Source organism: Enterococcus sp. LX10, from assembly GCF_023539285.1.
Taxonomy (GTDB): Bacteria; Bacillota; Bacilli; order Lactobacillales; family Enterococcaceae; genus Enterococcus; species Enterococcus faecalis.
The window spans coordinates 682,001-706,294 of record NZ_CP092784.1 but is presented as its reverse complement, the minus strand read 5'-3'; the positions used below and the strand labels follow the sequence as shown (position 1 = coordinate 706,294).

Here is a 24,294-nt window from a genome sequence, read left to right as displayed (position 1 = left end):
ACCTCCTTAATATGTATGAGGAAGAGTTTCTATGTGATTTATTTTTTCGATTTGAATTGTTTTTACAGTGTTGTCGGGTTGGAGATAGACTGTGCTAGCATCATTTCCATGGGCGTCTTTGGCGTTGGGAAAATGGAATGGAATAGCTTTATCTTTTTCTAAAACTCTTTTTTGTTTTTTTGTCATACCATTTACAAAGTTGTATCTAACTCCCACACTATTTTTTCGATTATGATATGAACTTTGTGCTAAATCAGCATAAATATTATATGGACTGTCTAAACTATTCATTTTCTAATCCCTCCAATGCCTCGTCAAAATTATTGGTTGCTATTTCTTCCATTTCAGTAGGTCTTTGTATATTGTTTGGTAAAATTTGAATTGTTCCCCCGTCTATTTCATTGTTAGCTAGGTCATATAGCTCAATATCCACTATATACATGTTTCTAGTGAAAGCGCCACTATCTTCTATCCGAAATGATTTCCAATCATACTTGATAATATTTATATTACTTTTCGGATTTCTCCCTTTAATATACTCCGTCATTTCTTCTTCATGCTTTTTCAAAAAAGCAATTTGTCTTTCTTTTTCTGTTGGTTCAGTCATCTTTTTCACTCCAATCGTGCCGATTATGGCTATTGCTGTTATTGTTGCGATTAAGATACCAAATTTTATTCGCTTTTTGTTTTTCATTCATTTAGTCTCCCTTTGTATCTACACACAAGAATTAATCTTTCGCTTTCTCCTTTTATTCCATTGATTTATCAAGATTTTTACAGCCAGTTTTTCTTTGTTTACAGTTTATCAAAAATCAATCTGGCATTTTCTCAATTTTTTTAACGTTAGATTAATTATTAGAGAATAATGCTGTATTTCTATGATACACTGACTTTCTATCTCAAATTTTTTACTGTCTTGTTGATCACTACAGGATCATTGGTATTTTACTTCTATTGTAAAATAAAAAAAGAGCGTGGGACAAAAATCACTTTGGATTTTTGCTCCACGCTCAAAAACTAATAAACGGCGGGAACAGAAGCAACTCCTTCGGAAATAAGCCGAAATTCTCCAAAAATTAAAGAACAATTTTCGGAAATTCCTTCTTATTTCTCGGAGTTAAACACTTCTGTCCCGACCTCTCCTTACTACATTTCTTTTTCTAAAATTTCTGTTCGCTCTTCAAAATTTAGTTCTTGGTTAATTTGATGTACCATCCACATGTAACCAAATGGATCAACAAATAACGAATTTTGAATAGCTCCTTCCATCATTTCTGTAACTGGTTGCATCTCAATGCACTTATTTGCTAAGGCTTTTTTATGAGTTTGCACAATATCTGCTACCGTGATATTGAACCAAATTGTATTGGGATGTTCTGAATCTGGTGCTTTTAAACCAAATTCTTCATTAGCATCTAACATATGGAACCGAGTATCATATAAGTTAAACACTACTTCATTCCTTCCAACAGGATACTTTGTCGCTTCAACTACATGAACCTCAAAGATTTCTTTATATAAAGCTAATGCCTTTAAACTATCACTAACAATAAAATCAATTTCTGTGCCTGTAATCATTGATTGTTCCTCCTTAAAATTTTTTGCAGCAGAAAACTACTTTTTATTTCTGTTTTCCGCAAACCCTTCAGAATTTCTTAATACTGGCTATTTTCCACTTCGTTATTCTTTTTTAGAAGTTCTTCGATTCATTTGTTTCAACACTTGTTTTTCTGGCACTGGATATTTCACCGCATTTTTCTTCAACTTTTCTTCGATAATTTCGTCCAAATCAAACCCTAAATTATCAGCCATCATGTAGGAGTAAATGAGAACATCAGCCAATTCTTCTTTGATTCGTTCTTCTTGTTTGATGCCTTCTTCTGCTGTTTTCCATTGAAAAAGTTCTAACAATTCTGCCGCTTCTAAACAAATTGAGAGCGCCAAATCTTTTTCATTATGGTGGGGGCGCCAATTTCTTTCATCTCGAAATTGATTAATTTTTGCCATTGTATCCATCTGTTCCCCTGCTTTCTTATTCATTTGATGGCAACTGAAACCCATCGAACATTTCACCATCATAGTATTTTAATAACTGTTCTGTAGACAATAATGAGGAGGTTATTTCTTCCTCTTCAACAACTGCTTGATTCTCTTCTCTATACAACAAATAAGCCTGTAAAAGCTGTTGGTAGAGTTTTTTTCGTGAAGAGGCTTCCGCTGAAAGAAACGTTAATTCTTTTAAGTGTCCGCGATAGACAGGCAAATCATCAACGAATTCGATTGGTAATTCTACTACAGTTAACTGAAATTCTTCAAAGACTTCTTCGTACATCTGCCATTCCCTCTTTCTGTCGATATTGTTTTGGGGTCATGCCCATTTCTTCTTTAAAACGTTTATAAAAAAAGGCTTTGTCTTGATAGCCGATTCGTTCAACAATCGTTTGAATCGATAAATCTGTTTGCTTCAAGTAGTTTTTCGCCAATTGGATTCGGTAGGCTAAGACAATTTCCGTAAACGTTTTGTTTGTTTTGTCTTTTAAAAAATTCGATAAGTAATTCGGATGAAAATGAAATTTAGCGGCGACTTCTGCTAAAGTGACATGCGCAATCTGTTGCTCAATATACGCTAAAATCACCTCAACACGTTGATGATTCGACAAATAATTATCTTGCATCTTTAAAGCTTCTCTAGGCAGTTGACCTAGTTCCACCACTAGCAAAACAAAGGCCGCTTTGGTCACTTTATTATTAAAATAGGCCATTTTCACAATTTGTTTTAGTAATAATAGCGAATAGACGTGAACATCCGAATTTGGCTGACTGGCAAAAACGAAATATCGAGGAATGTTTTCAAATTCACTGCTAGCAATTTCTGTAAAAAAACGATACATGACTGGTTCTTCCGCCAGCTGATTTAAGAGCGTATCAAGAAAATAGTGCTTTTTAAAATAAAATATAATCATAGACATTCCTTGCCCCTGATAGCTAACCGAGGTGGCCTCATTGACAATCATGACTTGGCCAGCCGAAAACGAACACCTTTGTTGATCCAAATAAGCATTGCCATCTTGCTCTAAACAATAGAGCATCCGAATAAATCCTTTCGGAACGTCAATGGTTTCCGAAGATGCCAACATAAAGCCCGCAATTTCTCGATGCGGATTTTCCTTAAATTGCGCTACTTCATTCTCAAGAGCATTGGTAGTGGTTAAATAACAATCTAAGGTCTCTAAAAACTGATAAAATGCTGCATATTGTTCTTCTTTGCTTGCCAATTAATCACCTCATAATCCAACACTTTTTACTTTGCTCCCTCTATTTTTTTCTTTGGCGTTTCCTTCTATACTAGATACATGGTAACACGAAAAAAGAGATTCAACAGTTTTTAGGAGGAATTTTTTATGAAAATTAGTTTTATCGGTGCTGGAAATATGGCATCCGCCATTGCCAAAGGTGCGCTAAAAAAGCAATTTATTGCCGCAGAAAACCTTTATTTTTATGATATTCAAGTCAAAAAAACCGCCGCTTTTGCACAAGAAATTGGTGCACATGCGGTTGCTTCGCCTCAAGAAGCTATTGCAGTAGCAGACTTAGTTATTTTAGCGGTGAAACCGCAATTCGTTCAAGCAGCTTTACTTGAAGCGAAAGAAGCAATTTTAGACAAGCAACCGTTAATTGTTTCCATTGCAGCAGGTACGACTATTGCAGAATTGTATCAACTGTTTGAGACTACCCAACCGCTTCGTCTTGTTCGTGTGATGCCCAATATGAATGCATTGATTGGCGCAGGTGCAGCAGCTGTTTGTGGCAACGCTTTCGCATCCCCTGAAGACATCCAGACTGTTTTATCGTTGTTTCGAGCAGTTGGCCAAGCCTGGGAATTAGAGGAACAGTATTTTTCGATTTTTACTGCTATTGCAGGTAGCACTCCTGCGTATGCTTTCTTATTTATTGATTCGATTGCCCGAGCAGCCGTTAAAAATGGTATGAACAAAGAGTTAGCCTTAGAAATTGCCACACAAGCTGTACTAGGCAGCGCTCAAACTTTGGCAAATAGTACAGAGAATCCTTGGACTTTAATCGACCAAGTCAGTTCTCCTGGTGGAACCACGGTTGCTGGGATTGTCGAATTAGAAAACAATGCGTTTATTTCAACAGTCATCAAAGGGATTGAGGCCACCATCCTTCGGGATCAAGAATTAGCCAAACAAGACTGAGAAGAATAGTTACATGAGCGAATAAATAAGAAAAAGCGCTGAAAATTCAGCGCTTTTTCTTATTTTAGTTGAATGAGTAAGCCAAAATGATCACTGACTATCGGTGTTTTCCTACCATCAAAAATTACTTCATATTTTCGTACGTGCCACTGTTTTGGAACAAATGCGTAGTCAATCCGCAAGGCTGCTTCATTTTCTTCCCAGCCATCTATTTTTTTCTCTACTGTCGCTTCACCGCTTGTTTCTTCCGCTACAACAAATGCATCTTGAATCGGCAAGTAACTATTTTCCACTAATTGATAGCCAGCTGTACCAGCTGGGTTGTTTAAATCGCCTAAAATGACTAACGGTTGTTGCCCCGTCGCTAAGTATTTCTCTAATTGTAGCCATTCATAGGCAAAACCTGTACAGGGTGTTTCCCACCAAGAAAAGTGACCAGAGACAACAGTAAGCGTACCTTTTGAACTCTCTGTCTCCGCTACTAAGATTTTTCTTGTTCGATAATTCGTTGGTTCTTGGCTTTCTGAAATAAGGAGAGCTTCACTAGTCAACGGACATTTCGAAAGTAGTGCGTTCCCTTCTTCATAAATAGCATAACCAATGTGGCTCATTTCCCAACTCCAATAATAGTGTTGGCCTTTTTCAGCTAGATATTGAACGATTAGATATGCAAAATTATCTTCATGGATCGGTGTTTGGGTCGCCACGGGACAAAAAGTAGTTAACTGTTCTAACGGCACTTTCTTGGAAGCGACTTTCTGATTCACTTCTTGTAAGGCAATTATTTCACTTTCAGAAGATAAAATCACCTTGGCAATCTCCTCTAATTTTTTTAATGGTTCTTCTTCTAACCAGCTATGAGTATTGATTGTTAAAAGATTCATCTTTTCACCTTCCCTTACATGTGATTATGTCGGGCACAATTATTGATTGTGCCCGACATAATCATTTAAATTTCAATCTGTCCGATCACAGTTCCCGCAGTGGCGGTTCCTAGTTGATTAATGACTACTTGTTCCACTTTGTCGCTGTTTGTAAAAGCGACAATAATCGTTGTTTCTTTGCCAGCTTGTTCAATCACATCCAAGTTCATTTTAGCTAGTTTCATCCCAGCTTTCAATGATTGTCCTTCTTTAACAAAAGATTCAAAAGCAGGTGTTGCCATTTCGACTGTATCAATCCCCATATGGACAAGTACTTCAATACCTTCTTCTGTTTGTAGCCCAATCGCATGTTTGCTTGGGAAAACACTTAGAACTTTCCCCGAAATTGGTGCCACCACTTCTCCTTCTAGAGGCTTAACCGCAAATCCATCCCCCATCATTTTTTGTGAAAAGACAGGATCATTGACTTGCGCCATTGGAATAACTTCCCCTGTCGCCACAGCCACGAAATCTTTTTTCTTGCCTAAGAAATTCGTTGTTGGCACTCCTGTTGTACTTTCTGCTATAACTGGTTCTGGAATGTCAACGCCGGAAGCTAGTAAATCTTCAATATCGGATTTTAAAACATCGGCTTTTGGTCCATAAACGGCTTGAACGCCATTATCTTTCACAATCAAGCCCATTGCGCCTGCCCGTTTCCACGCCTCTTCCGAACCGACTTTTTCTCGATCCTTTACACTGACACGTAAGCGTGTCATACACGCATCAACTTCTTTGATATTTTGTTTACCGCCAAGTAAGTAGACAATTTGCGCGATTTGCTGATCGACGACGCCTGAACCAGCCGCGCTAGATGCGATTTCTTCGCCGTTATCATTGTCATAGTTTCCATTTCTTCCAGGTGTTGCGTAATTAAATTTTTTAATTAAGAAATTCGCTAAGAAATAAGTGACAACACCAAAAATGATGACCATTAAAACAAAATTGATTAAATCGCCACCTAAACCAGCTTTTATTGCTAGCGGTGTTCTTGTTAACAATTCAATATTTCCAAACGAATGCACACGCAATGGTAAAATATCAGCCATTGCAAAAGCAGCACCTTGGATTACGGCATAAATCACATAAAGCGGCACTGCAGCAAACATAAACATGAATTCTAACGGCTCTGTCACACCAGTTAAGAAAACAGCTAAGGCAGCAGAAAAATACATTGATTTATATTTAGCTTTTTTATCTGCATCGACATTACGATACATCGCCAAAGCCATCCCCATTAAAATCCCTGAAGAACCAATCATTTGGCCTACTTTGAATCGAGCTGGTGTCCAATTTTCTAAGACAAACTGATACTTGCTCATGTCACTAGCGCCTTTAAGATTCACTAAGTCTGTTGCCCAAGCCAACCATAAAGGATCTTGACCAAAAACTTGGGTTCCAGCTTGTGCGCCAGATAAAATTTCATACGTTCCACCTAATTGTGTATAGTTGATTGGAATCGTCAACATATGATGTAACCCAAAAGGTAATAACAAACGTTCCAACGTTCCATATAAGAATGGCGCTAAAATAGGTGCACTATCTTGAGATTGCGCAATCCATAACCCAAAATTATTAATTCCCGCTTGAATATTTGGCCAAATAAGTGCTAATGCAATTGAGACAATTGTAGACCACAAAATAACGACAAATGGGACAAACCGTTTACCATTAAAAAATGATAGCGCATCTGGTAATTTCCGATAATTGTAATACTTGTTGTAAGCCATCGCACCGACAAAACCAGCAATAATCCCTACAAAAACACCCATATTTAATGCCGGAGCTTCTAAGACACTTGTAAAGAATCCCTTCACCATAATCTTGGTGCCAAATAAGGTATGCGTGAAAGCTTGTTCATCTGCCAACATTTCATTTGTTACACCAAAAATGGCTCCAGTAATACGATTGATTAAAACAAAAGAAATCCCCGCTGCAAATGCGCCACCTGCACGATCTTTGGCCCAACTGCCACCTATTGCTAACGCAAATAGTAAATGTAAGTTGCCAATAATTGCCCAACCGATACTCTCCAGAACTCCGCCTGTTGTTACTAACAAACCTAAATTAGGATCGATTAAGGGAAGCGATTTCCCAATACTAATCATTAAACCCGCTGCGGGCATTACTGCCACAACGACCATTAAAGCTTTCCCGAATTTTTGCCAAAACTCAAAACTAAACATTTTTTTCATTCCTGCCACTCCTTACGCAATCGGTTTCGTTATGTTGCCATTATATACTCCTGTTTCCTTTTTGTAAATGCTTTAATTTCAAAAATATTGTGGAAAACAACTCCCTACTACTTAACCCCTTTTTATTTTGTCTTTTAATAAAGCAAATAAAGCTCCTTCTATCCTACCTTTTTTTCAGCTTTTATTCATAAGATTACACTTTTTAAGCATTGACTATTGACTAATGCAATCGGTTGCGTTTATGATAGACCTATCAATAAAATCACTGAGGGGGATTCTCATGAAACAAATCAAACGTTTATTCCAAATTGATCCTTGGAAAATCCGTACTACACACTTAGATAAAGAAAATTTACGTTTACAAGAATCATTAACGAGCATTGGCAATGGCTATATGGGGATGCGGGGAAATTTTGAAGAACACTATTCTGGCGACCACCATCAAGGAACCTATTTAGCAGGTGTTTGGTATCCAGACAAAACACGTGTTGGTTGGTGGAAAAATGGTTATCCTGAATATTTCGGCAAAGTGATTAACGCAATTAATTTCATCGCAATGGACTTACAAATTGATGGACAAACAATTGATTTAGCCACTACACCTTACGAAGATTTTTCTTTAGAATTAGACATGCAAAATGGGGTCCTTTCTCGGCAATTCACCATCCAAACACCGAAGAACAAAGTGCGCTTCTCTTTTGAACGTTTTTTAAGCTTAGAAAAAAAAGAAGCAGCTTACATCCACTTAACAATTGAAATGCTGGAAGGTACAGGCACAATCACTCTTCACTCAAAATTGGATGGCGATGTTCAAAATGAAGACAGCAATTATGAAGAACATTTTTGGGAAGAAAGAGCTATTGAAACACAAGAAACACTTGGCTTTGTTACGACTAAGACCATTCCTAACAACTTTAAAATAGAGCGTTTTACAGTGACTGCAGGCATGCGCCATTTCATCGATGGAGCCGCTGTTGTGCCTACATATACACAACAGCCCTTGGCTTTAACCGCAGAATTGACAGTGTCCTTAAAAGAAGGTGATACGACCGCCATCACAAAAGAAGTGCTTGTCGTTACCAGCCGTGATGTGCCAGAAACGCAACAAATCACACGAGTAAACGAATTATTTGCAGAAATGACTACCTTGTACCCTGAAGCAAAAGCTGGTCAAGCTGCCGCTTGGGCAAAACGTTGGCAATTAGCTGATGTTGTTATTGAAGGAGATGACGAAGCCCAACAAGGCATTCGTTTTAATCTTTTCCAACTTTTCTCAACCTACTATGGTGAAGACGATCGTTTAAATATCGGACCAAAAGGCTTTACTGGCGAAAAATATGGCGGTGCCACATACTGGGATACCGAAGCATATGCTGTCCCACTTTACTTGGCGTTGGCTAAGCCCGAAGTTACTAAAAATCTACTGAAATATCGCCACAATCAATTGCCTCAAGCCATTCATAATGCCCAACAACAAGGGTTAAAGGGTGCGCTTTACCCAATGGTTACTTTTACTGGTGTGGAATGTCATAACGAATGGGAAATCACTTTTGAAGAGATTCACAGAAATGGTGCGATTGCTTATGCGATTTATAATTATGTCAACTATACAGGAGACGAAGACTATCTCAAAGATGCTGGTCTAGAAGTACTTGTGGCAATCGCTCGTTTTTGGGCAGATCGGGTCCACTTCTCCCAACGTCATAAACAATATATGATTCATGGCGTAACGGGGCCAAATGAATATGAAAATAATATCAACAATAACTGGTATACCAATACCATCGCTGCGTGGGTTCTACGTTACACCCGTGAGTCTTATTTAAAATTCCAAGAAGAAACAACGCTCAAAATTGCAGACGACGAATTAGCTAAATGGGCAGACATTGTAGAGAATATGTACTTTCCAGTGGATAATGAATTAGGCATTTTTGTACAACATGACACTTTCTTAGATAAAGATTTAATGCCTGTTTCTGATTTACCACTTAGTGAGCTGCCTTTAAATCAACATTGGTCATGGGATAAAATTTTGCGGTCTTGTTTCATTAAACAAGCCGATGTTCTTCAAGGAATTTATTTCTTTAATGACGCCTTTTCTTTAGAAGAAAAACGCCGGAACTTTAATTTTTACGAACCAATGACTGTCCATGAATCTTCCCTTTCACCAAGCATTCATGCTGTGTTAGCTGCTGAATTAGGTATGGAAGAAAAAGCAGTGGAAATGTATCAACGAACAGCGCGCCTTGACTTAGATAATTACAATAATGATACAGAAGATGGCTTACACATTACCTCAATGACTGGTAGTTGGCTAGCGATTGTGCAAGGTTTTGCCCAAATGAAAACGGACCATCAACAACTAAAATTTGCACCCTTTTTACCAGCGACATGGACAGCCTACTCGTTCCACATTAATTACCGGAATCGTTTACTATTTGTTGAAGTTGCAGCAGACCAAGTAGCCTTTAATTTACTCGACGGCCCTGCAATTCCATTAACTGTTTACGATCAAAAATACACATTAAAAGATCGATTAGTTTTACCGATCAGAAAGGAAGAAGTTCATGTTTAAAGGCGTTTTGTTTGATTTAGATGGCGTTATTACTGATACAGCAGAATTTCATTACCACGCTTGGAAAAAATTAGGGAACGAAATTGGAATTTCCATTGACCGTGTTTTCAACGAACAATTGAAAGGTGTAAGCCGTGAAGATTCTCTGCAGTTACTGTTAAAATACGGAAAAAAAGAAGGCACGTTTTCTTCTGAAGAATTTGCCCAGTTAGCGCAACGGAAAAACGATTATTACTTGGAAATGATCCAAGCAATTACGCCTGAAGATGTCTATCCAGGAATTCTTTCTTTATTAACGGAATTACGTGAAGCCAATATTAAAATCGCCTTGGCTTCTGCAAGTAAAAATGGACCTTTCCTTTTAGAAAAAATGCAATTGACGCCCCTTTTTGATGCCATTGCTAATCCAGCAGACGTCCAGGCAGGCAAACCCGCTCCAGATATTTTCATTTTAGCTGCGAAAGAAATTGATTTGACACCAGCAGAATGTCTTGGCATTGAAGATGCCAAAGCTGGGATTCAAGCGATTCTTGCTAGTGGAGCGCAGCCTGTTGGCGTTGGCCGCAAAGAAGAGTTAGGCGAAGGGTTGCCCATCGTGCCAGAGACGAGCGCTTTAACGTTTGATTACTTAAAAAAAGTGTGGCTTGATCATGAAGGATAATCGTATCACCGTAACCGATATTCCAAACACAAACTTAAAAAAAATTACTTTGAAGAACGACTTTTTAGAAGTCGTTCTTCTCAATTATGGCGCGCGCCTCCATCAACTTTTGATGCCAAACAAAAATAATCATTGGGAAAATATCCTTTTATCGTATGATTCTTATCAAGATGTATTAAAGGATCAAAGCTTTTTTGGCGCCACTGTTGGACCAGTTGCTGGACGCATTCGTAATGGCCATTGGCAAAATGGAATATTAGAACAAAATAGCGACGGTCATCATATCCATGGTGGCTCAAAGGGGTGGTCTTTTCAATATTGGACAGTCGAGCCCTTTGAAAAAAAGGATATCATTGGCGTTGCTTTTCATTTAACCGACACCCTTTCTGGCTATCCCGGACCAATTGAGGCCACCATCACCTACCAGCTAGAGGATAATCATTTACGAATGATCAGTACTGGACGGAGTAAACAGGAAACACTTTTTAATCCTACAAACCACGCCTACTTTAATTTATCTGGCAATGGAAAGTTAGACATTCTGTCACATTTGCTATCTTTGAACTGTCAAGGTATGTTAGAATTAGACGATAATAAGCTGCCTACTGGACGGATTTTACCAGCTTCTGAACTATCCATACGTTTTAATGAACTGACACCTATCGAAACAATCCTCCAACGCTATCCAACTGGGTTAGATGATGTTTTCCCCTTAGTTGGCTCTGACTTAAGACAGCCACAATTATGCTTACAAGAACCTACTTCTGGAAGAAAAATGACGATAGCAACAACGAACCAAAGTATGGTATTATTTTCTACGACTGGTTTTGAGGCTCCTTTTTCTATTAATGGACAAGCGATGCATTCAAACTATGGCTTAGCAATTGAACCTCAAGAGTATCCAGACATTGTTCATCATCCTCAGTGGGGCTCTATTTTATTACCAGCTAATAAAAAGCAAACCTACCAAACGGTTTATCAATTTAACCTTCTATAATCACTAAGAAAGGCGTGGCAAAAATGGCAATTACAGTAAAAGATGTCGCTAAGAAAGCGGGGGTTGCAACTTCAACCGTTTCGCGTGTCATTAACGATCATCCAAGTATTTCTGAATCGACAAAAAAGAAAGTGCGAAAAGTCATGGATGACTTAGGCTATGTGCCAAATATGACGGCACGGAATTTGGGTAAACGAATTTCAAGTGCCATTGGCGTAATTTTACCTCCTTTAGATTCGAAAGAACGGTTAGGGAATCCATTTTATTTAGAAATTATGGAAGCCATCAACGAGGAAGCCCGTCTTTACGATATGACTACTGCTATTGCAACTGCCAAAAGTTTTGATGTACTATTGGAAAACGTTAAAAGAATGCATCTTCAAAAACAAGTGGACGGTTTTATTCTTGTGTATTCAGATAGTAAGGACCCCGTCATTGATTACTTATACGAAAACAACATTCCCTTTACTTTAATCGGCCAACCTTACCAACATGAAACGGAAATAGTTTACGTGGATAATGATAATCAATTATTAGGGAAACAAGCGACAGAATTTTTAATTGAAAACGGCCATAAAAATATTTTATTTGTGACCAATACAACGCATGAAAGTTTGTACTTTGAACGTTACTTTGGTTATCAAAAAGCAATGATGATGCAAGGATTAACTGTTTTACCAAGCGTTGCGTTAGAAAAACCTGAAGATTACATGGCTTTCGATGACATTCTTCATCAAAATAATGCCACGGCGTTGGTGGTGATTGATGATATCTTTGCTTTGCGGACGATGCAACTTGCGCAAATCTATGGTTATCAAGTTCCTGAAACGTTATCCATTATTAGTTTTAACAACTCAATCTTTTCAACATTGACACATCCTTATCTAACAAGCATTGACATCGACACGTCAGAATTAGGTCGAATGGCGATGAAAAAATTATATGAATTAATCCATGAAGAATTGACGAATGGTGTCCGTCTCGTTATTCCTCACAAATTAATTAAGCGTGAAACAGTTATTCCTATTCATTAAAAAAGAAGCGTAAGCAGTTTGACACTGCTTACGCTTCTTTCTATGTGTACGCTCTTATTCGTATGTATTACTTTTATAAAATAACTTTTTGCGAAATTTTTTTCCAAAACGTTTCTTCTTTTGCATCAAATTGAGCTGGTTCCCCGTCAGACAATTTTTCATTTAATAATGATAATTTTTCTTGATGTTTTGCATACTCATCTTTTTTTATTAGCTCTAAACGATACGCACGATCCAAAATCGACTCTCGATAGTTAACATTCATTTTCGTCGCCTTCGCCATTTCTTACATTCCTTCCCAAAATAAATTTTCATTTTTTCGTTAAATTCTTCTATAATTATAACAAAAATATCAGAAAAATAAATATGAAACAAACGATAATTGCGAAAATTTTGTTTTTTCATGCAATTATCGTTCGATTATTTAAGAAATTAAAATTATTAACCAATAATTAATCAATCAGCAAACGCATTAAATGAACATCTAAAAATTCACCTTGGTCTGTTTTGGCGCCTCGAGGCATAATTGCTTCTGTTTCAAACCCTAATTTTTTATAGACGTGAATCGCTCGTTGATTGCGATCCTGTACCGTTAATTCCAAGCGACGAATAACATGACTTTCATGCGCCCAGCGAATAAGTTCTTCCATCAGGATACTGCCCAGTCCATAGCCCCAGTACTCTTTTAAAATACTAATGCCAATTTCACCAATATGCTCCATCCGCTTTTTAGAAGAAGCAGACACAGAAGCGGTCCCAATGATCGCTTTTCCCGCTAATGCCACCAATAAAACATTATTTGGTGATTCATAGAGTGTTGCTAGATTTTCAGCCAATTCTGTTGTCGACATGGCCATTCCTCGCTCATCCATTACCAAATAGGGCGTTTCACTCCCAATTTTTGACATCACAGATAGTAATTGATCCGCATCAGTAGGCACTGCTTCTCGAATAGAAAATGTTTGTTCAGTCATATTCGCGAGCCTCCCACACTTGTAGAATCTCTGCTATTCTTTCTTCTGCCAACGGACCAGTTCCGCGGAATTCAAGAACTCTCTTGTCAGCTTCTTGAGAATCTTTATTTAAAATAATTTCTAAATAATCTTCTGGCAATTCTTCTTCAATCAAGCTGCCCCATTCTACAACGGATAGCCCATCTCCTTCAAAATACTCATCTAACCCTAATTCATCCGCACCCTCTTCAACACGGTAAACATCCATATGGTATAACGGAAGTCGTCCTTGTGGATATTCGCGGATAATCGTATAGGTGGGACTTTTAATCATTTGGGAAATGCCTAATCCTAAAGCAATCCCTTTCGTCATTGTCGTCTTACCGGCCCCTAAATCACCAGTCAGGACAATTACATCACCAGCTTGTGCCTTTTGTCCAATGATTTTAGCAATTGCTTCTGTTTCCAATGGATTGTTCAGGACAATGTTCATTTTTTTGCCTCCCATCTGCAAGAATCTATGTATGAAAGTATACCGAAAATTCAATAAGTTGACTAGTGGCAGCTTCAAAAAAATAAAGTTGAGGCCCAAGTGTCCTGGGAACCTCAACTTCTACTTTGCTTATTTATCATGCTTTGACATAGTTAATTAGTCGTTCATTAATGTTTGAGCAGCTGTAATGATTGATAATTTATAAACATCTTCTTCGTTTGCACCACGTGATAAATCAGAAACTGGTTTGTTCAATCCTTGTAAGATTGGGCCAATTGCTTCAAAGTTACCTAAACGTTGAGCAATTTTGTAGCCAATATTTCCTGATTGTAAATCTGGGAATACAAAGACTGTTGCTTCTCCAGCCACTTTTGAGTTGGGCGCTTTTAATTGTGCGACAGAAGATACATAAGAAGCATCAAATTGTAATTCACCATCAATCGCATATTCAGGTGCTAATTCTTGCGCAATTTTTGTAGCTTCAGCAACTTTTGTTACTTCTGGTGCTTTTGCAGAACCTTTTGTTGAAAAACTTAACAATGAAACTTTTGGTTCAATGTCAAATAATTCAGCTGTTTTGGCACTATCAACAGCAATTTCAGCTAATTCTTGTGCAGTTGGGTTCACGTTAATCGCGCAGTCTGAGAATAAATATCTTTCTTGGTCACGACCACGAATCATTAAGAAGGCACCACTTGTACGGCTCACACCTGGTTTTGTTTTAATAATTTGTAACGCAGGACGAACTGTATCACCTGTTGAGTGGATAGCACCACTAACCATACCATCAGCAATACCCATGTAAGTTAACATAGTACCGAAATAGTTGACATCTTTTAAGATTTTTTCAGCATCTTCTTTAGTAGCTTTTCCATTACGGCGTTCAACAAATGCTTCGACCATTTCATCCCATTTTTCATAATCATTGGGGTTGATAATAATAAAGTTTGATGTGTTGATTCCACGAGCCATAGCAGCATTTGCGATATCTGTTGGATCACCAATTAAGATTGGTTCTACTAATTCATCAGATTTTAAGCGGGCAGCAGCACCTAAGATTCTAGGATCTGTTGCTTCAGGGAAAACAATTTTGATATTACGGCGTACGACTTTAAATTTTAAGCTATCGAATAATTCCACGATAAACCCTCCAGTTTTATATTTACAAAATCCATCATACACTATTCTCAAAGAAAATAACAGTTTTTTCTAGCTGTATTAGTCAAAAAAACCAATAATCCGATAAACTTTTCACAAACTAACTCTTCTACACTATAACAGCATACACTGTTACACTACACTGTTTCAGGAAGTTGCCAATCAATCGGCGTTTCCCCTAAACGTTCTAGAGCAGCATTCGCTTGAGAAAACGGACGTGAGCCAAAAAAACCACGATGCGCTGACAATGGACTTGGATGTGGTGATTTGATAATCACATGCCGAGTCGTATCAATCATTTTAATTTTTTCTTGAGCTGGACGTCCCCATAAAATGAAAACAACGGGTTTTTCACGCTCATTCAACTTTTCGATAATGACATCTGTCAGTTGCTCCCACCCTTTACCTCGATGGGAATAGGCTTGACCTGCCCGAACGGTCAACACAGTATTTAATAATAACACGCCTTGTTTGGCCCAGCTTTCTAAAAAGCCATGGTTGACGGGTTGGTACCCTAAATCAGCTTGTAATTCTTTGTAAATATTCGCAAGAGATGGCGGCACTTTCACACCTGGCTGGACAGAGAAACTTAGTCCGTGTGCTTGATTGGGTCCATGATATGGGTCTTGTCCCAAAATTACTACTTTTACTTCTTCAAAAGGGGTTAGTTCTAACGCTGAAAATAAATGATACATATCTGGATAAATCGTTTGTGTCTGATATTCTTTTTTCAAAAATTCCCGCAATTCTTGATAATACGGTTTTTCAAATTCAGCAGATAAAACGGTTTGCCAACTATTGTGAATAATTTCTTTCATAATGCTCACTCCTTCGCTCTCTAAGCATAACGAATTTCTCCAAACCTGACAAGAAATTTCTGGGTACTTTCTCTTGGAAAAACGTGGTAAACTATAGGTAAGCTTTAAATAGATAATGAGGTGTAGAGAATCGATGATTAAATTAATTGCTTCAGATATGGATGGAACACTTTTAGATGCAAAAATGAGCATCACAAATGATAACGCTTCAGCAATTCGCGAAGCGGAACGTTTAGGAATCGAATTTATGGTTGCTACTGGCCGCGCATATACCGAAGCGAAACCCGCTTTAGAAGAAGCTGGAATTGACTGCGCCATGATTACTTTAAACGGCGCCCAAGTGTTCGACAAAGATGGACACTCACTTTTCACGGCTGGGATCGAAAAAGAAACAGTAACCGAAGTACTAACTATTTTGAGTCAACACAATGTTTACTATGAAATCTCTACAAATAAAGGTATTTTTTCTGAACATCAAGAAAAAAGAATTGAAAACTTTGCCGCTCATATTGCAGAATCCATGCCCCATTTAACTTATAAAGTGGTGATCGCCATGGCTTCAGCACACCTATCTTTATTGCATATTACCTATGTTGATAGTTTAGACGACATTTTAAAAGATGATTCGATTGAAGTCCTTAAAATTATTGGCTTCAGTATGGATGGGCCGAAAGTATTAGGTCCTGCTGGGATGGAAGTAGAAGAACTAGATGATTTGGTTGTTACCTCTTCTGCGCTTAATAATATTGAAATTAACCACCGCCTAGCACAAAAAGGGATTGCGGTTGCGCGCGTCGCTAAAGAACGTGGGATTCCCGCTGAACAAGTCATGACTATTGGTGATAATTTAAATGACGTCAGCATGATTCAATGGGCTGGGGTAAGTTTTGCAATGGGCAATGCCGAACTGGAATTAAAAGAATACGCTAAATATGAAACAGCCACTAATTTAGAAAATGGTGTTGGCGAAGCCATCCTGCGTGCAATAAGAGAAGATTTGTAATAAGCACTACCAGTTACAGCACTCATTTATATAGAAAGGAGATCGTGTCGTGTCTGAATTTTTTATTCAAGAACAACAGTTAGGAAAAGTTACGCGAACCATCGTGAAAGACCAAGCAGGCCGTTCACTTTTTCTATTGGTGGGGCGCTGGGGCACACGAGGAGATGCGCTTTCTTTATATGCAATGAACGGAGAAATTTTAGCCAGTATTAAACAAGTTTCTTGGACTTTCGGCACACGATTTGAGTTATATCAGCGTTTTGAAAAAGTGGGTACTCTACGGAAACTGTTCAATTTGAATGCTGATTTCTATTATGTTCAAGGCCTTCACTGGGCAGTTGTTGGGGATATCAAAGCGCACCAATATTCAATTTATCAAGTCCATAAAAAAATCATGTCAATGGATAAAACCATGCTTTGTACAGGCGACTATTTTGTTTTAACTGTTGCCAATGATGAGGACGCACCGTTGTGCATCTGCATAGCAGCTGTCCTTGACTACTGGTTATATAATAAGAAAAAACAAAAAACTTCCGATGATTTTGGATTAGATTTTGATCCTTTAACGGATTAATGAAAAATAGAGCCTGGGACAAAAATCACTTTGGATTTTTGTCCCAGGCTTAAAAATTGATAAACGGCGGGAACAGAAGCAACTCCTTCGGAAATAAGCCGAAATTATCCAAAAATTATAGAACAATTTTCGGAAATTCCTTCTTATTTCTCGGAGTTAAACGCTTCTGTCCCGACCTCTATTTTTACACTTCTTTTTGCATATGATTGTATAAGTGACCACTAATAGTCATTGTTGTGACATCTTTAAAGCCTTTGCTTGCGTATAACTTTCTCGCACCTGGATTGTCAAAATCAACATTTAGACCTAAAGCTCGCTTCCCGCTAGCTTTAGCTACTTCAGGTAAAGCATCTAATAACTTAGAACCAATGCCCATTCCACGGAAACGTTCATCCACTGAAATCGTGTCTAAATACCATTCATTAGGCAAAGTTTCTTCTTCAATAAATAGCCGAACATCTTCTGCTAAGCCATGTTTTTTAAAGACTTCTCTTAAAGGTTCATCAATAATCTTTTCATCTTCCGCAGGATAGCCGACAGCAATCCCTGCAACTTCACCTGCATGTTCATAAACTAAAATTCGTTGATAGCCATAGCGATAGGTTGGATACGCCGTTGCCTCTGCTAATAGGTCAATCATTTGTTCTTCTGAGACTTCTTCTAAAATTGGTAACTCCATATCTTTTAAAATAACTAAGACCAGCCGAGCAATCGCTTGACCGTCTTCTTTTGTTGCCGAGCGAATCATTGTAATTCTCCTTTACATTTAACTAAAAAAAAACTGGCTACTATCATTACTGACTTAGCCAATTCCTTTTATCTTGTCTTTAGTATAACAAATTTATTATTGAATTTCTACTGTAACCTGACGTCGTCCCCAAGCAATGCATTGCTCTACCGAATCAAAATGAACATCAATAATATTCCCTTGAATAGCGCCACCTGTATCTCCAGCAATAGCAAAGCCATAACCAGAGACTTTCACTAATGACCCCAGAGGAATTACGCTCGGATCAACTGCAATCACATTGCTTTGTTTACTTAAGTCAATGCCAGTAGCACTTAGATTACTTGCACCAGCTTCGCGCCAAGAATAAGCAGTTGATTCCATCTGAAGCACACGACCAGAGCCAGTTCCTGGTGTTGATGATTCGTCTGTCGTTGATTCTGTCGTTGATGACGATTCGGATGAACTAGCAGAACTTGAAGATTCAGTGCTACTGCTTTCTGTACTTGTAGAAGAGCTTGATGCTTGACTGCTTGACTCTTCAGCAGCTTCGGCTTCTAGTTTAGCCGCCGCATCTGCTTGCGCTTGTTTGTCGGCAGCTGCTTGTTTCTTCGCTGCTTCTGCTTTGGCGGTTTCTGCCGCACGTTTTTTCTGTGCCTCAGCTGCTGCTTTTTCGCTGACTAAGCGTTGTTGCTCTTTTTGTTTGTCTGTCGAAATTTGAGCCAATAATTCTTCATTATTCGCCATTTTTTCTTTTAACTCAGAGACTTTATTATTCATTGAAGAAGCTTCAACTTGTAATTTCTCTTCATTTTGTTTTAAAGTTGTTTGCGTATTTTCAACTTTTTCTTGTAATGCAGCTAATTTTTCTTTTTCGCTAGTTAAGCTTTCAATCTTTTCCCGTTCAAAGTTTTGTAAAACGGTCATGGCGTAGGCCCGATTAAAGAAATCTGATAAATTTTCTGCATCTAATAAGGCTTGCCAAGTACGTTGGTCGCCATTTAATTGAATATCCTTCATACGATCGCCAACAGCTTCTTTACGACGAGAAATATTTTTTTCTGTTTTTTCTATTTCCTCTTTCGAAGTTTTCAACGTATCTTCCGCTTTTGAAATTTGCGTTTTTAAACGTTCGATTTCCGCATATTTAGCATTTACATCATCTAAGGCTGAATTGATTTCTTTACTAATTAACTCCCCAGATTGTTTCGCTTGCGCTTCTTTTTCTTGCAACGAATCAAGTGATTCTGCTGCCGCAGCGACTGGAAGTCCAAAATTGATAAGCATCATTGTTGTTAAAAATGGTATCAACTTTTTAACCTTCACTAAATCCAACACCTTTCCTAACTTATCTAAAACACCTACTCATTATACTAGTCAGGAGGGCTTGTTTTATTTCAATCGTGTTACAATTTGTTACAATTTAAATGCAACTCTTTTTTTATCCTGCGTTTATTCATTAGTCCATTTCTATCTCAATTCTTTAAGAATTTCTTAAGACGCCTTAAAAACTAGCTTTTGACGATTTTTCTTTTTTTCATCCAATTAGACCATTGATTGAAATATTTTGTAATATTTTTTGTTAATTATTGGCCTTTCTTCTTCAAATCTTCTAAGAGATGCCGCACTTCTTTGGAATTTTTAATGTTTTTTAAAGTTAGTTTTGGGTAATTGTTAATAAAACGACGTTGTTGGAAATTTAATCGATTTTGGAAATGCTCTTTTTTGGTTCGCTCTTTTAACTTCTGCCAATCAGCTGTAGCAATTTCCATTTTTGTGTTCAACCGTTGCTTAAATTCTTGTTGGTTCGTTTCCAACGTTTGTCCCATCTCGGTAATAAGTTTTTTGAAACCTTGCATGTTCAGCAACGTATAAATTAAGTCAAGCCCCATTACAATCACTATGCAAAGGGCTAAGTAGTTGCCAAAGGTTGCTTGTAAAAAGCTGACAACTTTGGCGATTTCTGGTTGAATAACTTTGACAATCAAGACACACCCCAATCCCCAAAAAAGAGAAACCGGTAAAGCCACGCGACCGTTTAAATTAAAAGGTACATCATGATAATCCCACCAAGAGGCATGGAACAGTTTTTCCAAGCCATAACTAGTGACATATTCTAAAATTGTCACTAAAACAACCGATCCGATATACAATACCAAGAGATTGTTTTCAAAGGGTTCCACAAAATAGAGAACGCTTAAGACCCCAAATCCATAAATAGGACAATAGGGCCCTACCAAAAATCCTCGATAAACAAATTTTTTAGCTTTTAATGAACAATACACCGTTTCCCATAACCAACCTATAAAGGAATAAATAAAAAATAACAAAATAATCTGACTCATTTTTTCCATGTTTCTACCACTCTCCACTTCTTTACTCTTTTCTTCTATTTTACCAGAAGTTAAGAAAATGTAGCGAACAACTTTCTTTCATTGAAAGATTAGGCTACAATGAGAGCAGCAAAGGGAGGAATCTTATGTTTGGTTTATTGAAATACGCAAAAAATTATCGAAAACAAATTATCCTCGGTCCAGTCTTCAAATTTTTAGAAGCTTGTTTCGAGTTAGTCTTGCCCTTATTCATGGCTCACTTAGTCGATGTCGGTATTCGTCAAAACGACCGACAGACTGTCATAGAAATGGCCCTCTGGATGCTTGTTATGTCGTTAGTTGGTTTATTTTTTGTCATGATTTGTCAATATTATGCTTCAGTCGCTTCGCAAGGTTTTGGGACGGAGCTAAGAAATCAATTAATGAAAAAAATTAATCAGCTTTCACACAAAGAATTGAATAGTTTTGGTACAGATACCCTCATCACTCGGATCACAAACGATATCAACCAGCTTCAATTGGCTTTAGCGATGTTTATTCGGTTGGTCATTCGGACACCTTTTTTAAGTATCGGTTCTGTGGTCATGGCTTTTTACATTGACGTGCAGATGGGCTTTCTTTTCCTATTACTTTTACCAATTTTTAGCCTTATTCTCTTTATTATCATTAAAGTGACTGTGCCTTTATATCAAAAAGTCCAAGAATATTTGGATCGGTTAAACCGTCAAATCAGCCAAAACTTAAGCGGTGTCCGTGTGATCCGTGCGTTTGCTAGAAAGGAAACAGAGCAACGACATGTTGATAAAGCTTCCGATGATTTAGGCGATATTTACATTCGCGTATCGAATGTCTCTGCTTTATTAACGCCTTTAACCACTTTGATTATGAATGTTGGAATTTTATTTTTACTTTATTTTAGTGGCTTAAAAGTTTCTTTTGGTTCTCTGCAACAAGGGGAAGTTTTAGCCTTGATCAATTATATGAATCAAATGATGCTCGCTTTAATTGTTGCTTCTAATCTCGTGGTAATTTTTACGCGAGCCGCCGCTTCCGCAAACCGTGTCAATGAGGTTTTAACTGTAGAAAGTCAGTTAACAGATACACCAGAATCAGCAAAAACATCGCCACAATTTGGTGATATTACCTTTGACCATGTAGATTTTCGCTATGAACCAGAGGCCGGTTTGGCTTTGGAAAATATCAATTTTACGATTCCTAAAGGCTCAATTCTCGGCATCACAGGACCTACCGGCAGCGGGAAAAGTACCTTAACCCAACTCATTCCCAGATTTTATGATGTGAGTGCAGGAAACCTTTTTATTAATGGTATAAATGTGCGCGATTGGCCGCTCTTTACTTTACGCCAACAAGTGGCAAGTGTCCCACAAACTGCCGTCTTATTTACAGGGACTATTCGAGAAAACTTACAATGGGGCAAACCAAATGCAACTGATGAAGACTGTTGGGAAGCATTAGCTATCGCCCAATGTAAAGAATTTGTTGAACAATTAGACCAAGGGTTAGACACGCCTGTTAACGAAGGCGGAAAAAACTTTTCTGGTGGACAAAGACAACGGCTGACCATTGCCCGTGCCTTGATTAGGAAACCACATTTACTTATTTTAGATGATTCCTTGAGTGCCCTCGACTATCAAACAGATTTGAATCTGCGCCGTGCTTTACAAAAAGAACGAGCAGAGACAACCGTTATTTTAATTTCACAACGCGTGAGTTCGATTGCTACGGCGAATCAAATTTTAGTCCTAGATAGTGGAAAAGTCGCTGGCCTTGGCACCCACGAAGAATTACTTACTTCTTCTAAAGAGTATCAAGAAATCGTTGCATCACAGGAGGAGGATACCCATGCAAACTAAAAAAATTCATTTTGGTGCCTTCTCACGTTTTAAGCCGTATTTACTACGCTATCCAAAAGAAATTATCGGCGCCTTAATCCTAGGAATTCTCAGTGGTTTTTCGACTGTCCTCATGACTTATTATATAGGTAAATCCGTTGATACAATGGTTGGTAAAGGGCAAGTCAATGCTGCGCAACTCATCAAAATTTTAGGTTTATTAGCAGGAATTTTACTCGTAACCGTTCTAAGTCAATGGCTGATTCAACGTCTCGGTAATCGTGTGTCTTATTTATCGACCACACAGCTGAGAAAAGACGCCTTTGCCCATTTAAATCAATTACCGTTAAGTTATTATGACCAAACATCACACGGAAATATCGTCAGTCGCTTTACCAACGATATTGACAATATTTCAATGGCTTGCTCGGCTGTCTTCAACCAATTATTTTCCGGCATGGCCACCGTCGTTGTTGCTTTGCTCTTTATGATTCGGCTAAGTCCCCTGCTCACATTAGTGGTTCTTATCAGTACGCCGATTATTTTTATTGTAAACTGGCTTGTTGCAAAAGCTTCACAAAAAAACTTTGCTGCACAACAAACGATTGTTGGTGAAATTTCCGGCTTCGTTTCAGAAATGGTTGGCAACCAAAAAATTGTTAAAGCCTTTCAACAAGAACAAGCTACGCAAGAAACATTTGAAGCATTGAATCAAACGTTGTATGAAAAAGGACAGAAGGCTCAGTTTTCTTCCTCCTTAACCAACCCACTTTCTCGATTTATCGACCATTTATCTTATTTATCGATTGGATTAGTCGGTGGCTTGTTAGTTTTAAGTGGCAATCCTTTAGTCACAGTTGGTGTTATTTCCAGTTTCACCATTTACTCTAGTCAGTTTTCTAAACCTTTTATTGAACTCTCAGGAATCACCAACCAAATCCAAGCAGCCTTAGCTGGATTGGAACGTACTTTTGATATGATGGATCAACCAGTTGAACGTCCTGATGCCCCGAACGCAATTGTTTTGAAAGAAGCGCGAGGCCGTGTTGAATTTAAAGACGTTGATTTTTCTTACACGCCGACGCGACCTTTAATCGAAAACTTTAATTTAATTGCTGAACCAGGAGAAACAATTGCCATTGTTGGGCGAACTGGTGCGGGTAAATCAACATTAGTGAATTTGTTAATGCGCTTTTACGAGGTCGACCGTGGCCAAATTACGGTTGATACTCACGACATTACTCAAATTACTCGGGATAGCTTGCGAAAAAGTTTTGGCATGGTTCTCCAAGATACTTGGCTATTCGATAGCTCCATTCGGGAAAATTTAACGTACGGAAATCCTGAAGCCTCTGACGAAGAAATTATAGAAGCCATGAAAAAAGCCCATATTTTTGATTTCGTCATGCGTTTACCTCAAGGACTAGATACTCAGATTGGTTCCCAAGGCGTTAAAATTTCTGAAGGACAACGACAACTAATGACTATTGCACGCACGATGATTAGTAATCCGCCGATGCTTATTTTAGATGAAGCGACCAGTTCAGTTGATACGTTGACTGAGCAAAAAATTCAGGATGCTTTTTTACAAATGATGACTGGCCGGACCAGTTTTGTTATTGCCCATCGCTTAGCAACAATCAAAAGTGCTGAAAAAATTCTAGTTATGGACAATGGTCAAGTGGTTGAAATTGGCACCCATGACGAATTATTGCAAAAAGAACAGGGTTATTATCGTGACCTTTACGAAGCACAGTTTAATCAAAAAGCACAATAAAAA

25 protein-coding genes are annotated in these 24,294 nt (G+C 38.1%); 9 read left to right on the top strand and 16 right to left on the bottom strand.

Annotation, left to right across the window (positions count from 1 at the left end; all coding sequences use genetic code 11):
* Positions 1–6 precede the first annotated feature (6 nt).
* From MKZ30_RS03395 to MKZ30_RS03370, 6 genes are all read right to left on the bottom strand, one after another.
* Complete coding sequence (locus MKZ30_RS03395; protein WP_002361397.1) at positions 7–291, bottom strand: hypothetical protein; 285 nt, start codon at positions 289–291, stop codon at positions 7–9.
* On the bottom strand, positions 284–694 hold the full coding sequence (locus MKZ30_RS03390; RefSeq protein ID WP_033601280.1) for a hypothetical protein: 411 nt from the start codon (positions 692–694) through the stop codon (positions 284–286). The genes MKZ30_RS03395 and MKZ30_RS03390 overlap by 8 nt, the downstream gene beginning before the upstream one ends.
* Before the next feature lie 452 nt (positions 695–1,146).
* On the bottom strand, positions 1,147–1,578 hold the full coding sequence (locus tag MKZ30_RS03385; protein ID WP_002355856.1) for a VOC family protein: 432 nt from the start codon (positions 1,576–1,578) through the stop codon (positions 1,147–1,149).
* Positions 1,579–1,680: 102 nt separating this feature from the next.
* Positions 1,681–2,040, bottom strand: coding sequence for a nucleotide pyrophosphohydrolase (locus MKZ30_RS03380; protein WP_033600975.1), 360 nt, complete (start codon positions 2,038–2,040; stop codon positions 1,681–1,683).
* A complete protein-coding gene (locus MKZ30_RS03375; RefSeq protein ID WP_033600969.1) occupies positions 2,033–2,332 on the bottom strand; it encodes a hypothetical protein in 300 nt (99 codons plus the stop codon). Before MKZ30_RS03375 ends, MKZ30_RS03380 begins: the two co-directional genes overlap by 8 nt.
* On the bottom strand, positions 2,313–3,275 hold the full coding sequence (locus MKZ30_RS03370) for a helix-turn-helix domain-containing protein (protein ID WP_010828632.1): 963 nt from the start codon (positions 3,273–3,275) through the stop codon (positions 2,313–2,315). Before MKZ30_RS03370 ends, MKZ30_RS03375 begins: the two co-directional genes overlap by 20 nt.
* Before the next feature lie 126 nt (positions 3,276–3,401).
* On the opposite strand from MKZ30_RS03370, the gene proC reads away from it, so the two are divergent.
* Positions 3,402–4,217: a pyrroline-5-carboxylate reductase gene (gene proC, locus MKZ30_RS03365; protein ID WP_033600970.1), complete on the top strand. Its 816-nt coding sequence runs from the start codon at positions 3,402–3,404 to the stop codon at positions 4,215–4,217.
* 59 nt (positions 4,218–4,276) lie between these two features.
* On the opposite strand, the gene mapP is transcribed toward proC, so the two are convergent.
* Together mapP and MKZ30_RS03355 are read right to left on the bottom strand one after the other, a co-directional pair.
* Positions 4,277–5,101, bottom strand: coding sequence for a maltose 6'-phosphate phosphatase (gene mapP, locus MKZ30_RS03360; RefSeq protein WP_033600971.1), 825 nt, complete (start codon positions 5,099–5,101; stop codon positions 4,277–4,279).
* Between the two features lie 65 nt (positions 5,102–5,166).
* Positions 5,167–7,335 carry a PTS transporter subunit IIBC gene (locus tag MKZ30_RS03355; protein ID WP_033600972.1) on the bottom strand — a complete coding sequence of 723 codons (2,169 nt, stop codon included), beginning with the start codon at positions 7,333–7,335 and terminating at the stop codon, positions 5,167–5,169.
* A 280-nt stretch (positions 7,336–7,615) separates the two neighbouring features.
* On the opposite strand from MKZ30_RS03355, the gene mdxK reads away from it, so the two are divergent.
* Genes mdxK through bopD form a run of 4 tightly spaced genes read left to right on the top strand, consistent with a single transcriptional unit; the run spans position 7,616 to position 12,602 of the window.
* Entirely contained in the window at positions 7,616–9,910 is a 2,295-nt protein-coding gene (mdxK, locus tag MKZ30_RS03350) for a maltose phosphorylase MdxK (RefSeq protein ID WP_033600973.1), read from the top strand.
* Positions 9,903–10,571 carry a beta-phosphoglucomutase gene (pgmB, locus tag MKZ30_RS03345; RefSeq protein WP_002355844.1) on the top strand — a complete coding sequence of 223 codons (669 nt, stop codon included), beginning with the start codon at positions 9,903–9,905 and terminating at the stop codon, positions 10,569–10,571. Before mdxK ends, pgmB begins: the two co-directional genes overlap by 8 nt.
* A complete protein-coding gene (locus MKZ30_RS03340; protein WP_002366316.1) occupies positions 10,561–11,568 on the top strand; it encodes an aldose epimerase family protein in 1,008 nt (335 codons plus the stop codon). The genes pgmB and MKZ30_RS03340 overlap by 11 nt, the downstream gene beginning before the upstream one ends.
* Before the next feature lie 23 nt (positions 11,569–11,591).
* Positions 11,592–12,602 (top strand): LacI family transcriptional regulator BopD, encoded by a 1,011-nt coding sequence (gene bopD / locus MKZ30_RS03335; RefSeq protein ID WP_002358859.1) that lies wholly within the window; start codon positions 11,592–11,594, stop codon positions 12,600–12,602.
* Positions 12,603–12,675: 73 nt separating this feature from the next.
* On the opposite strand, the gene MKZ30_RS03330 is transcribed toward bopD, so the two are convergent.
* From MKZ30_RS03330 to MKZ30_RS03310, 5 genes are all read right to left on the bottom strand, one after another.
* Positions 12,676–12,885 carry a hypothetical protein gene (locus MKZ30_RS03330; protein ID WP_002355840.1) on the bottom strand — a complete coding sequence of 70 codons (210 nt, stop codon included), beginning with the start codon at positions 12,883–12,885 and terminating at the stop codon, positions 12,676–12,678.
* Between the two features lie 169 nt (positions 12,886–13,054).
* Positions 13,055–13,576: a GNAT family N-acetyltransferase gene (locus tag MKZ30_RS03325; RefSeq protein WP_002383374.1), complete on the bottom strand. Its 522-nt coding sequence runs from the start codon at positions 13,574–13,576 to the stop codon at positions 13,055–13,057.
* The gene (gene tsaE, locus MKZ30_RS03320) at positions 13,569–14,063 is read right to left on the bottom strand and encodes a tRNA (adenosine(37)-N6)-threonylcarbamoyltransferase complex ATPase subunit type 1 TsaE (protein WP_025189182.1); all 495 of its coding nucleotides are present in this window, start codon (positions 14,061–14,063) and stop codon (positions 13,569–13,571) included. The genes MKZ30_RS03325 and tsaE overlap by 8 nt, the downstream gene beginning before the upstream one ends.
* Positions 14,064–14,204: 141 nt before the next feature.
* A complete protein-coding gene (pta, locus tag MKZ30_RS03315; protein WP_002355836.1) occupies positions 14,205–15,188 on the bottom strand; it encodes a phosphate acetyltransferase in 984 nt (327 codons plus the stop codon).
* 155 nt (positions 15,189–15,343) lie between these two features.
* Positions 15,344–16,024 carry a uracil-DNA glycosylase gene (locus MKZ30_RS03310; RefSeq protein ID WP_002363309.1) on the bottom strand — a complete coding sequence of 227 codons (681 nt, stop codon included), beginning with the start codon at positions 16,022–16,024 and terminating at the stop codon, positions 15,344–15,346.
* A gap of 133 nt (positions 16,025–16,157) precedes the next feature.
* Between MKZ30_RS03310 and MKZ30_RS03305 the strand changes: the two genes are divergently transcribed.
* The gene (locus tag MKZ30_RS03305; RefSeq protein WP_249958782.1) at positions 16,158–17,027 is read left to right on the top strand and encodes a Cof-type HAD-IIB family hydrolase; all 870 of its coding nucleotides are present in this window, start codon (positions 16,158–16,160) and stop codon (positions 17,025–17,027) included.
* A gap of 49 nt (positions 17,028–17,076) precedes the next feature.
* On the top strand, positions 17,077–17,601 hold the full coding sequence (locus tag MKZ30_RS03300) for an LURP-one-related/scramblase family protein (protein WP_002355833.1): 525 nt from the start codon (positions 17,077–17,079) through the stop codon (positions 17,599–17,601).
* A 184-nt stretch (positions 17,602–17,785) separates the two neighbouring features.
* On the opposite strand, the gene MKZ30_RS03295 is transcribed toward MKZ30_RS03300, so the two are convergent.
* From MKZ30_RS03295 to MKZ30_RS03285, 3 genes are all read right to left on the bottom strand, one after another.
* Complete coding sequence (locus MKZ30_RS03295) at positions 17,786–18,349, bottom strand: GNAT family N-acetyltransferase (protein ID WP_002383368.1); 564 nt, start codon at positions 18,347–18,349, stop codon at positions 17,786–17,788.
* 96 nt (positions 18,350–18,445) lie between these two features.
* The gene (locus MKZ30_RS03290; protein WP_033600838.1) at positions 18,446–19,666 is read right to left on the bottom strand and encodes a 3D domain-containing protein; all 1,221 of its coding nucleotides are present in this window, start codon (positions 19,664–19,666) and stop codon (positions 18,446–18,448) included.
* A 248-nt stretch (positions 19,667–19,914) separates the two neighbouring features.
* A complete protein-coding gene (locus MKZ30_RS03285; protein WP_033600839.1) occupies positions 19,915–20,682 on the bottom strand; it encodes a putative ABC transporter permease in 768 nt (255 codons plus the stop codon).
* Positions 20,683–20,807: 125 nt separating this feature from the next.
* Between MKZ30_RS03285 and MKZ30_RS03280 the strand changes: the two genes are divergently transcribed.
* Together MKZ30_RS03280 and MKZ30_RS03275 are read left to right on the top strand one after the other, a co-directional pair.
* Positions 20,808–22,535: an ABC transporter ATP-binding protein gene (locus MKZ30_RS03280; RefSeq protein WP_002363303.1), complete on the top strand. Its 1,728-nt coding sequence runs from the start codon at positions 20,808–20,810 to the stop codon at positions 22,533–22,535.
* Positions 22,525–24,291 carry an ABC transporter ATP-binding protein gene (locus tag MKZ30_RS03275; protein WP_002383364.1) on the top strand — a complete coding sequence of 589 codons (1,767 nt, stop codon included), beginning with the start codon at positions 22,525–22,527 and terminating at the stop codon, positions 24,289–24,291. The genes MKZ30_RS03280 and MKZ30_RS03275 overlap by 11 nt, the downstream gene beginning before the upstream one ends.
* Positions 24,292–24,294 lie beyond the last annotated feature (3 nt).

Bases quoted from the DNA above. Each gene is read 5' to 3' on its own strand.
- pgmB (WP_002355844.1), top strand. From the start codon at position 9,903: ATGTTTAAAGGCGTTTTGTTTGATTTAGATGGCGTTATTACTGATACA.
- mapP (WP_033600971.1), bottom strand. From the start codon at position 5,101: ATGAATCTTTTAACAATCAATACTCATAGCTGGTTAGAAGAAGAACCA.
- MKZ30_RS03375 (WP_033600969.1), bottom strand. From the start codon at position 2,332: ATGTACGAAGAAGTCTTTGAAGAATTTCAGTTAACTGTAGTAGAATTA.
- bopD (WP_002358859.1), top strand. From the start codon at position 11,592: ATGGCAATTACAGTAAAAGATGTCGCTAAGAAAGCGGGGGTTGCAACT.
- tsaE (WP_025189182.1), bottom strand. From the start codon at position 14,063: ATGGGAGGCAAAAAAATGAACATTGTCCTGAACAATCCATTGGAAACA.
- MKZ30_RS03275 (WP_002383364.1), top strand. From the start codon at position 22,525: ATGCAAACTAAAAAAATTCATTTTGGTGCCTTCTCACGTTTTAAGCCG.
- MKZ30_RS03380 (WP_033600975.1), bottom strand. From the start codon at position 2,040: ATGAATAAGAAAGCAGGGGAACAGATGGATACAATGGCAAAAATTAAT.
- MKZ30_RS03325 (WP_002383374.1), bottom strand. From the start codon at position 13,576: ATGACTGAACAAACATTTTCTATTCGAGAAGCAGTGCCTACTGATGCG.
- MKZ30_RS03385 (WP_002355856.1), bottom strand. From the start codon at position 1,578: ATGATTACAGGCACAGAAATTGATTTTATTGTTAGTGATAGTTTAAAG.
- MKZ30_RS03295 (WP_002383368.1), bottom strand. From the start codon at position 18,349: ATGATTCGCTCGGCAACAAAAGAAGACGGTCAAGCGATTGCTCGGCTG.
- MKZ30_RS03330 (WP_002355840.1), bottom strand. From the start codon at position 12,885: ATGGCGAAGGCGACGAAAATGAATGTTAACTATCGAGAGTCGATTTTG.
- MKZ30_RS03355 (WP_033600972.1), bottom strand. From the start codon at position 7,335: ATGAAAAAAATGTTTAGTTTTGAGTTTTGGCAAAAATTCGGGAAAGCT.
- MKZ30_RS03280 (WP_002363303.1), top strand. From the start codon at position 20,808: ATGTTTGGTTTATTGAAATACGCAAAAAATTATCGAAAACAAATTATC.
- MKZ30_RS03390 (WP_033601280.1), bottom strand. From the start codon at position 694: ATGAAAAACAAAAAGCGAATAAAATTTGGTATCTTAATCGCAACAATA.
- MKZ30_RS03285 (WP_033600839.1), bottom strand. From the start codon at position 20,682: ATGGAAAAAATGAGTCAGATTATTTTGTTATTTTTTATTTATTCCTTT.
- MKZ30_RS03310 (WP_002363309.1), bottom strand. From the start codon at position 16,024: ATGAAAGAAATTATTCACAATAGTTGGCAAACCGTTTTATCTGCTGAA.
- MKZ30_RS03305 (WP_249958782.1), top strand. From the start codon at position 16,158: ATGATTAAATTAATTGCTTCAGATATGGATGGAACACTTTTAGATGCA.
- proC (WP_033600970.1), top strand. From the start codon at position 3,402: ATGAAAATTAGTTTTATCGGTGCTGGAAATATGGCATCCGCCATTGCC.
- MKZ30_RS03340 (WP_002366316.1), top strand. From the start codon at position 10,561: ATGAAGGATAATCGTATCACCGTAACCGATATTCCAAACACAAACTTA.
- MKZ30_RS03395 (WP_002361397.1), bottom strand. From the start codon at position 291: ATGAATAGTTTAGACAGTCCATATAATATTTATGCTGATTTAGCACAA.
- mdxK (WP_033600973.1), top strand. From the start codon at position 7,616: ATGAAACAAATCAAACGTTTATTCCAAATTGATCCTTGGAAAATCCGT.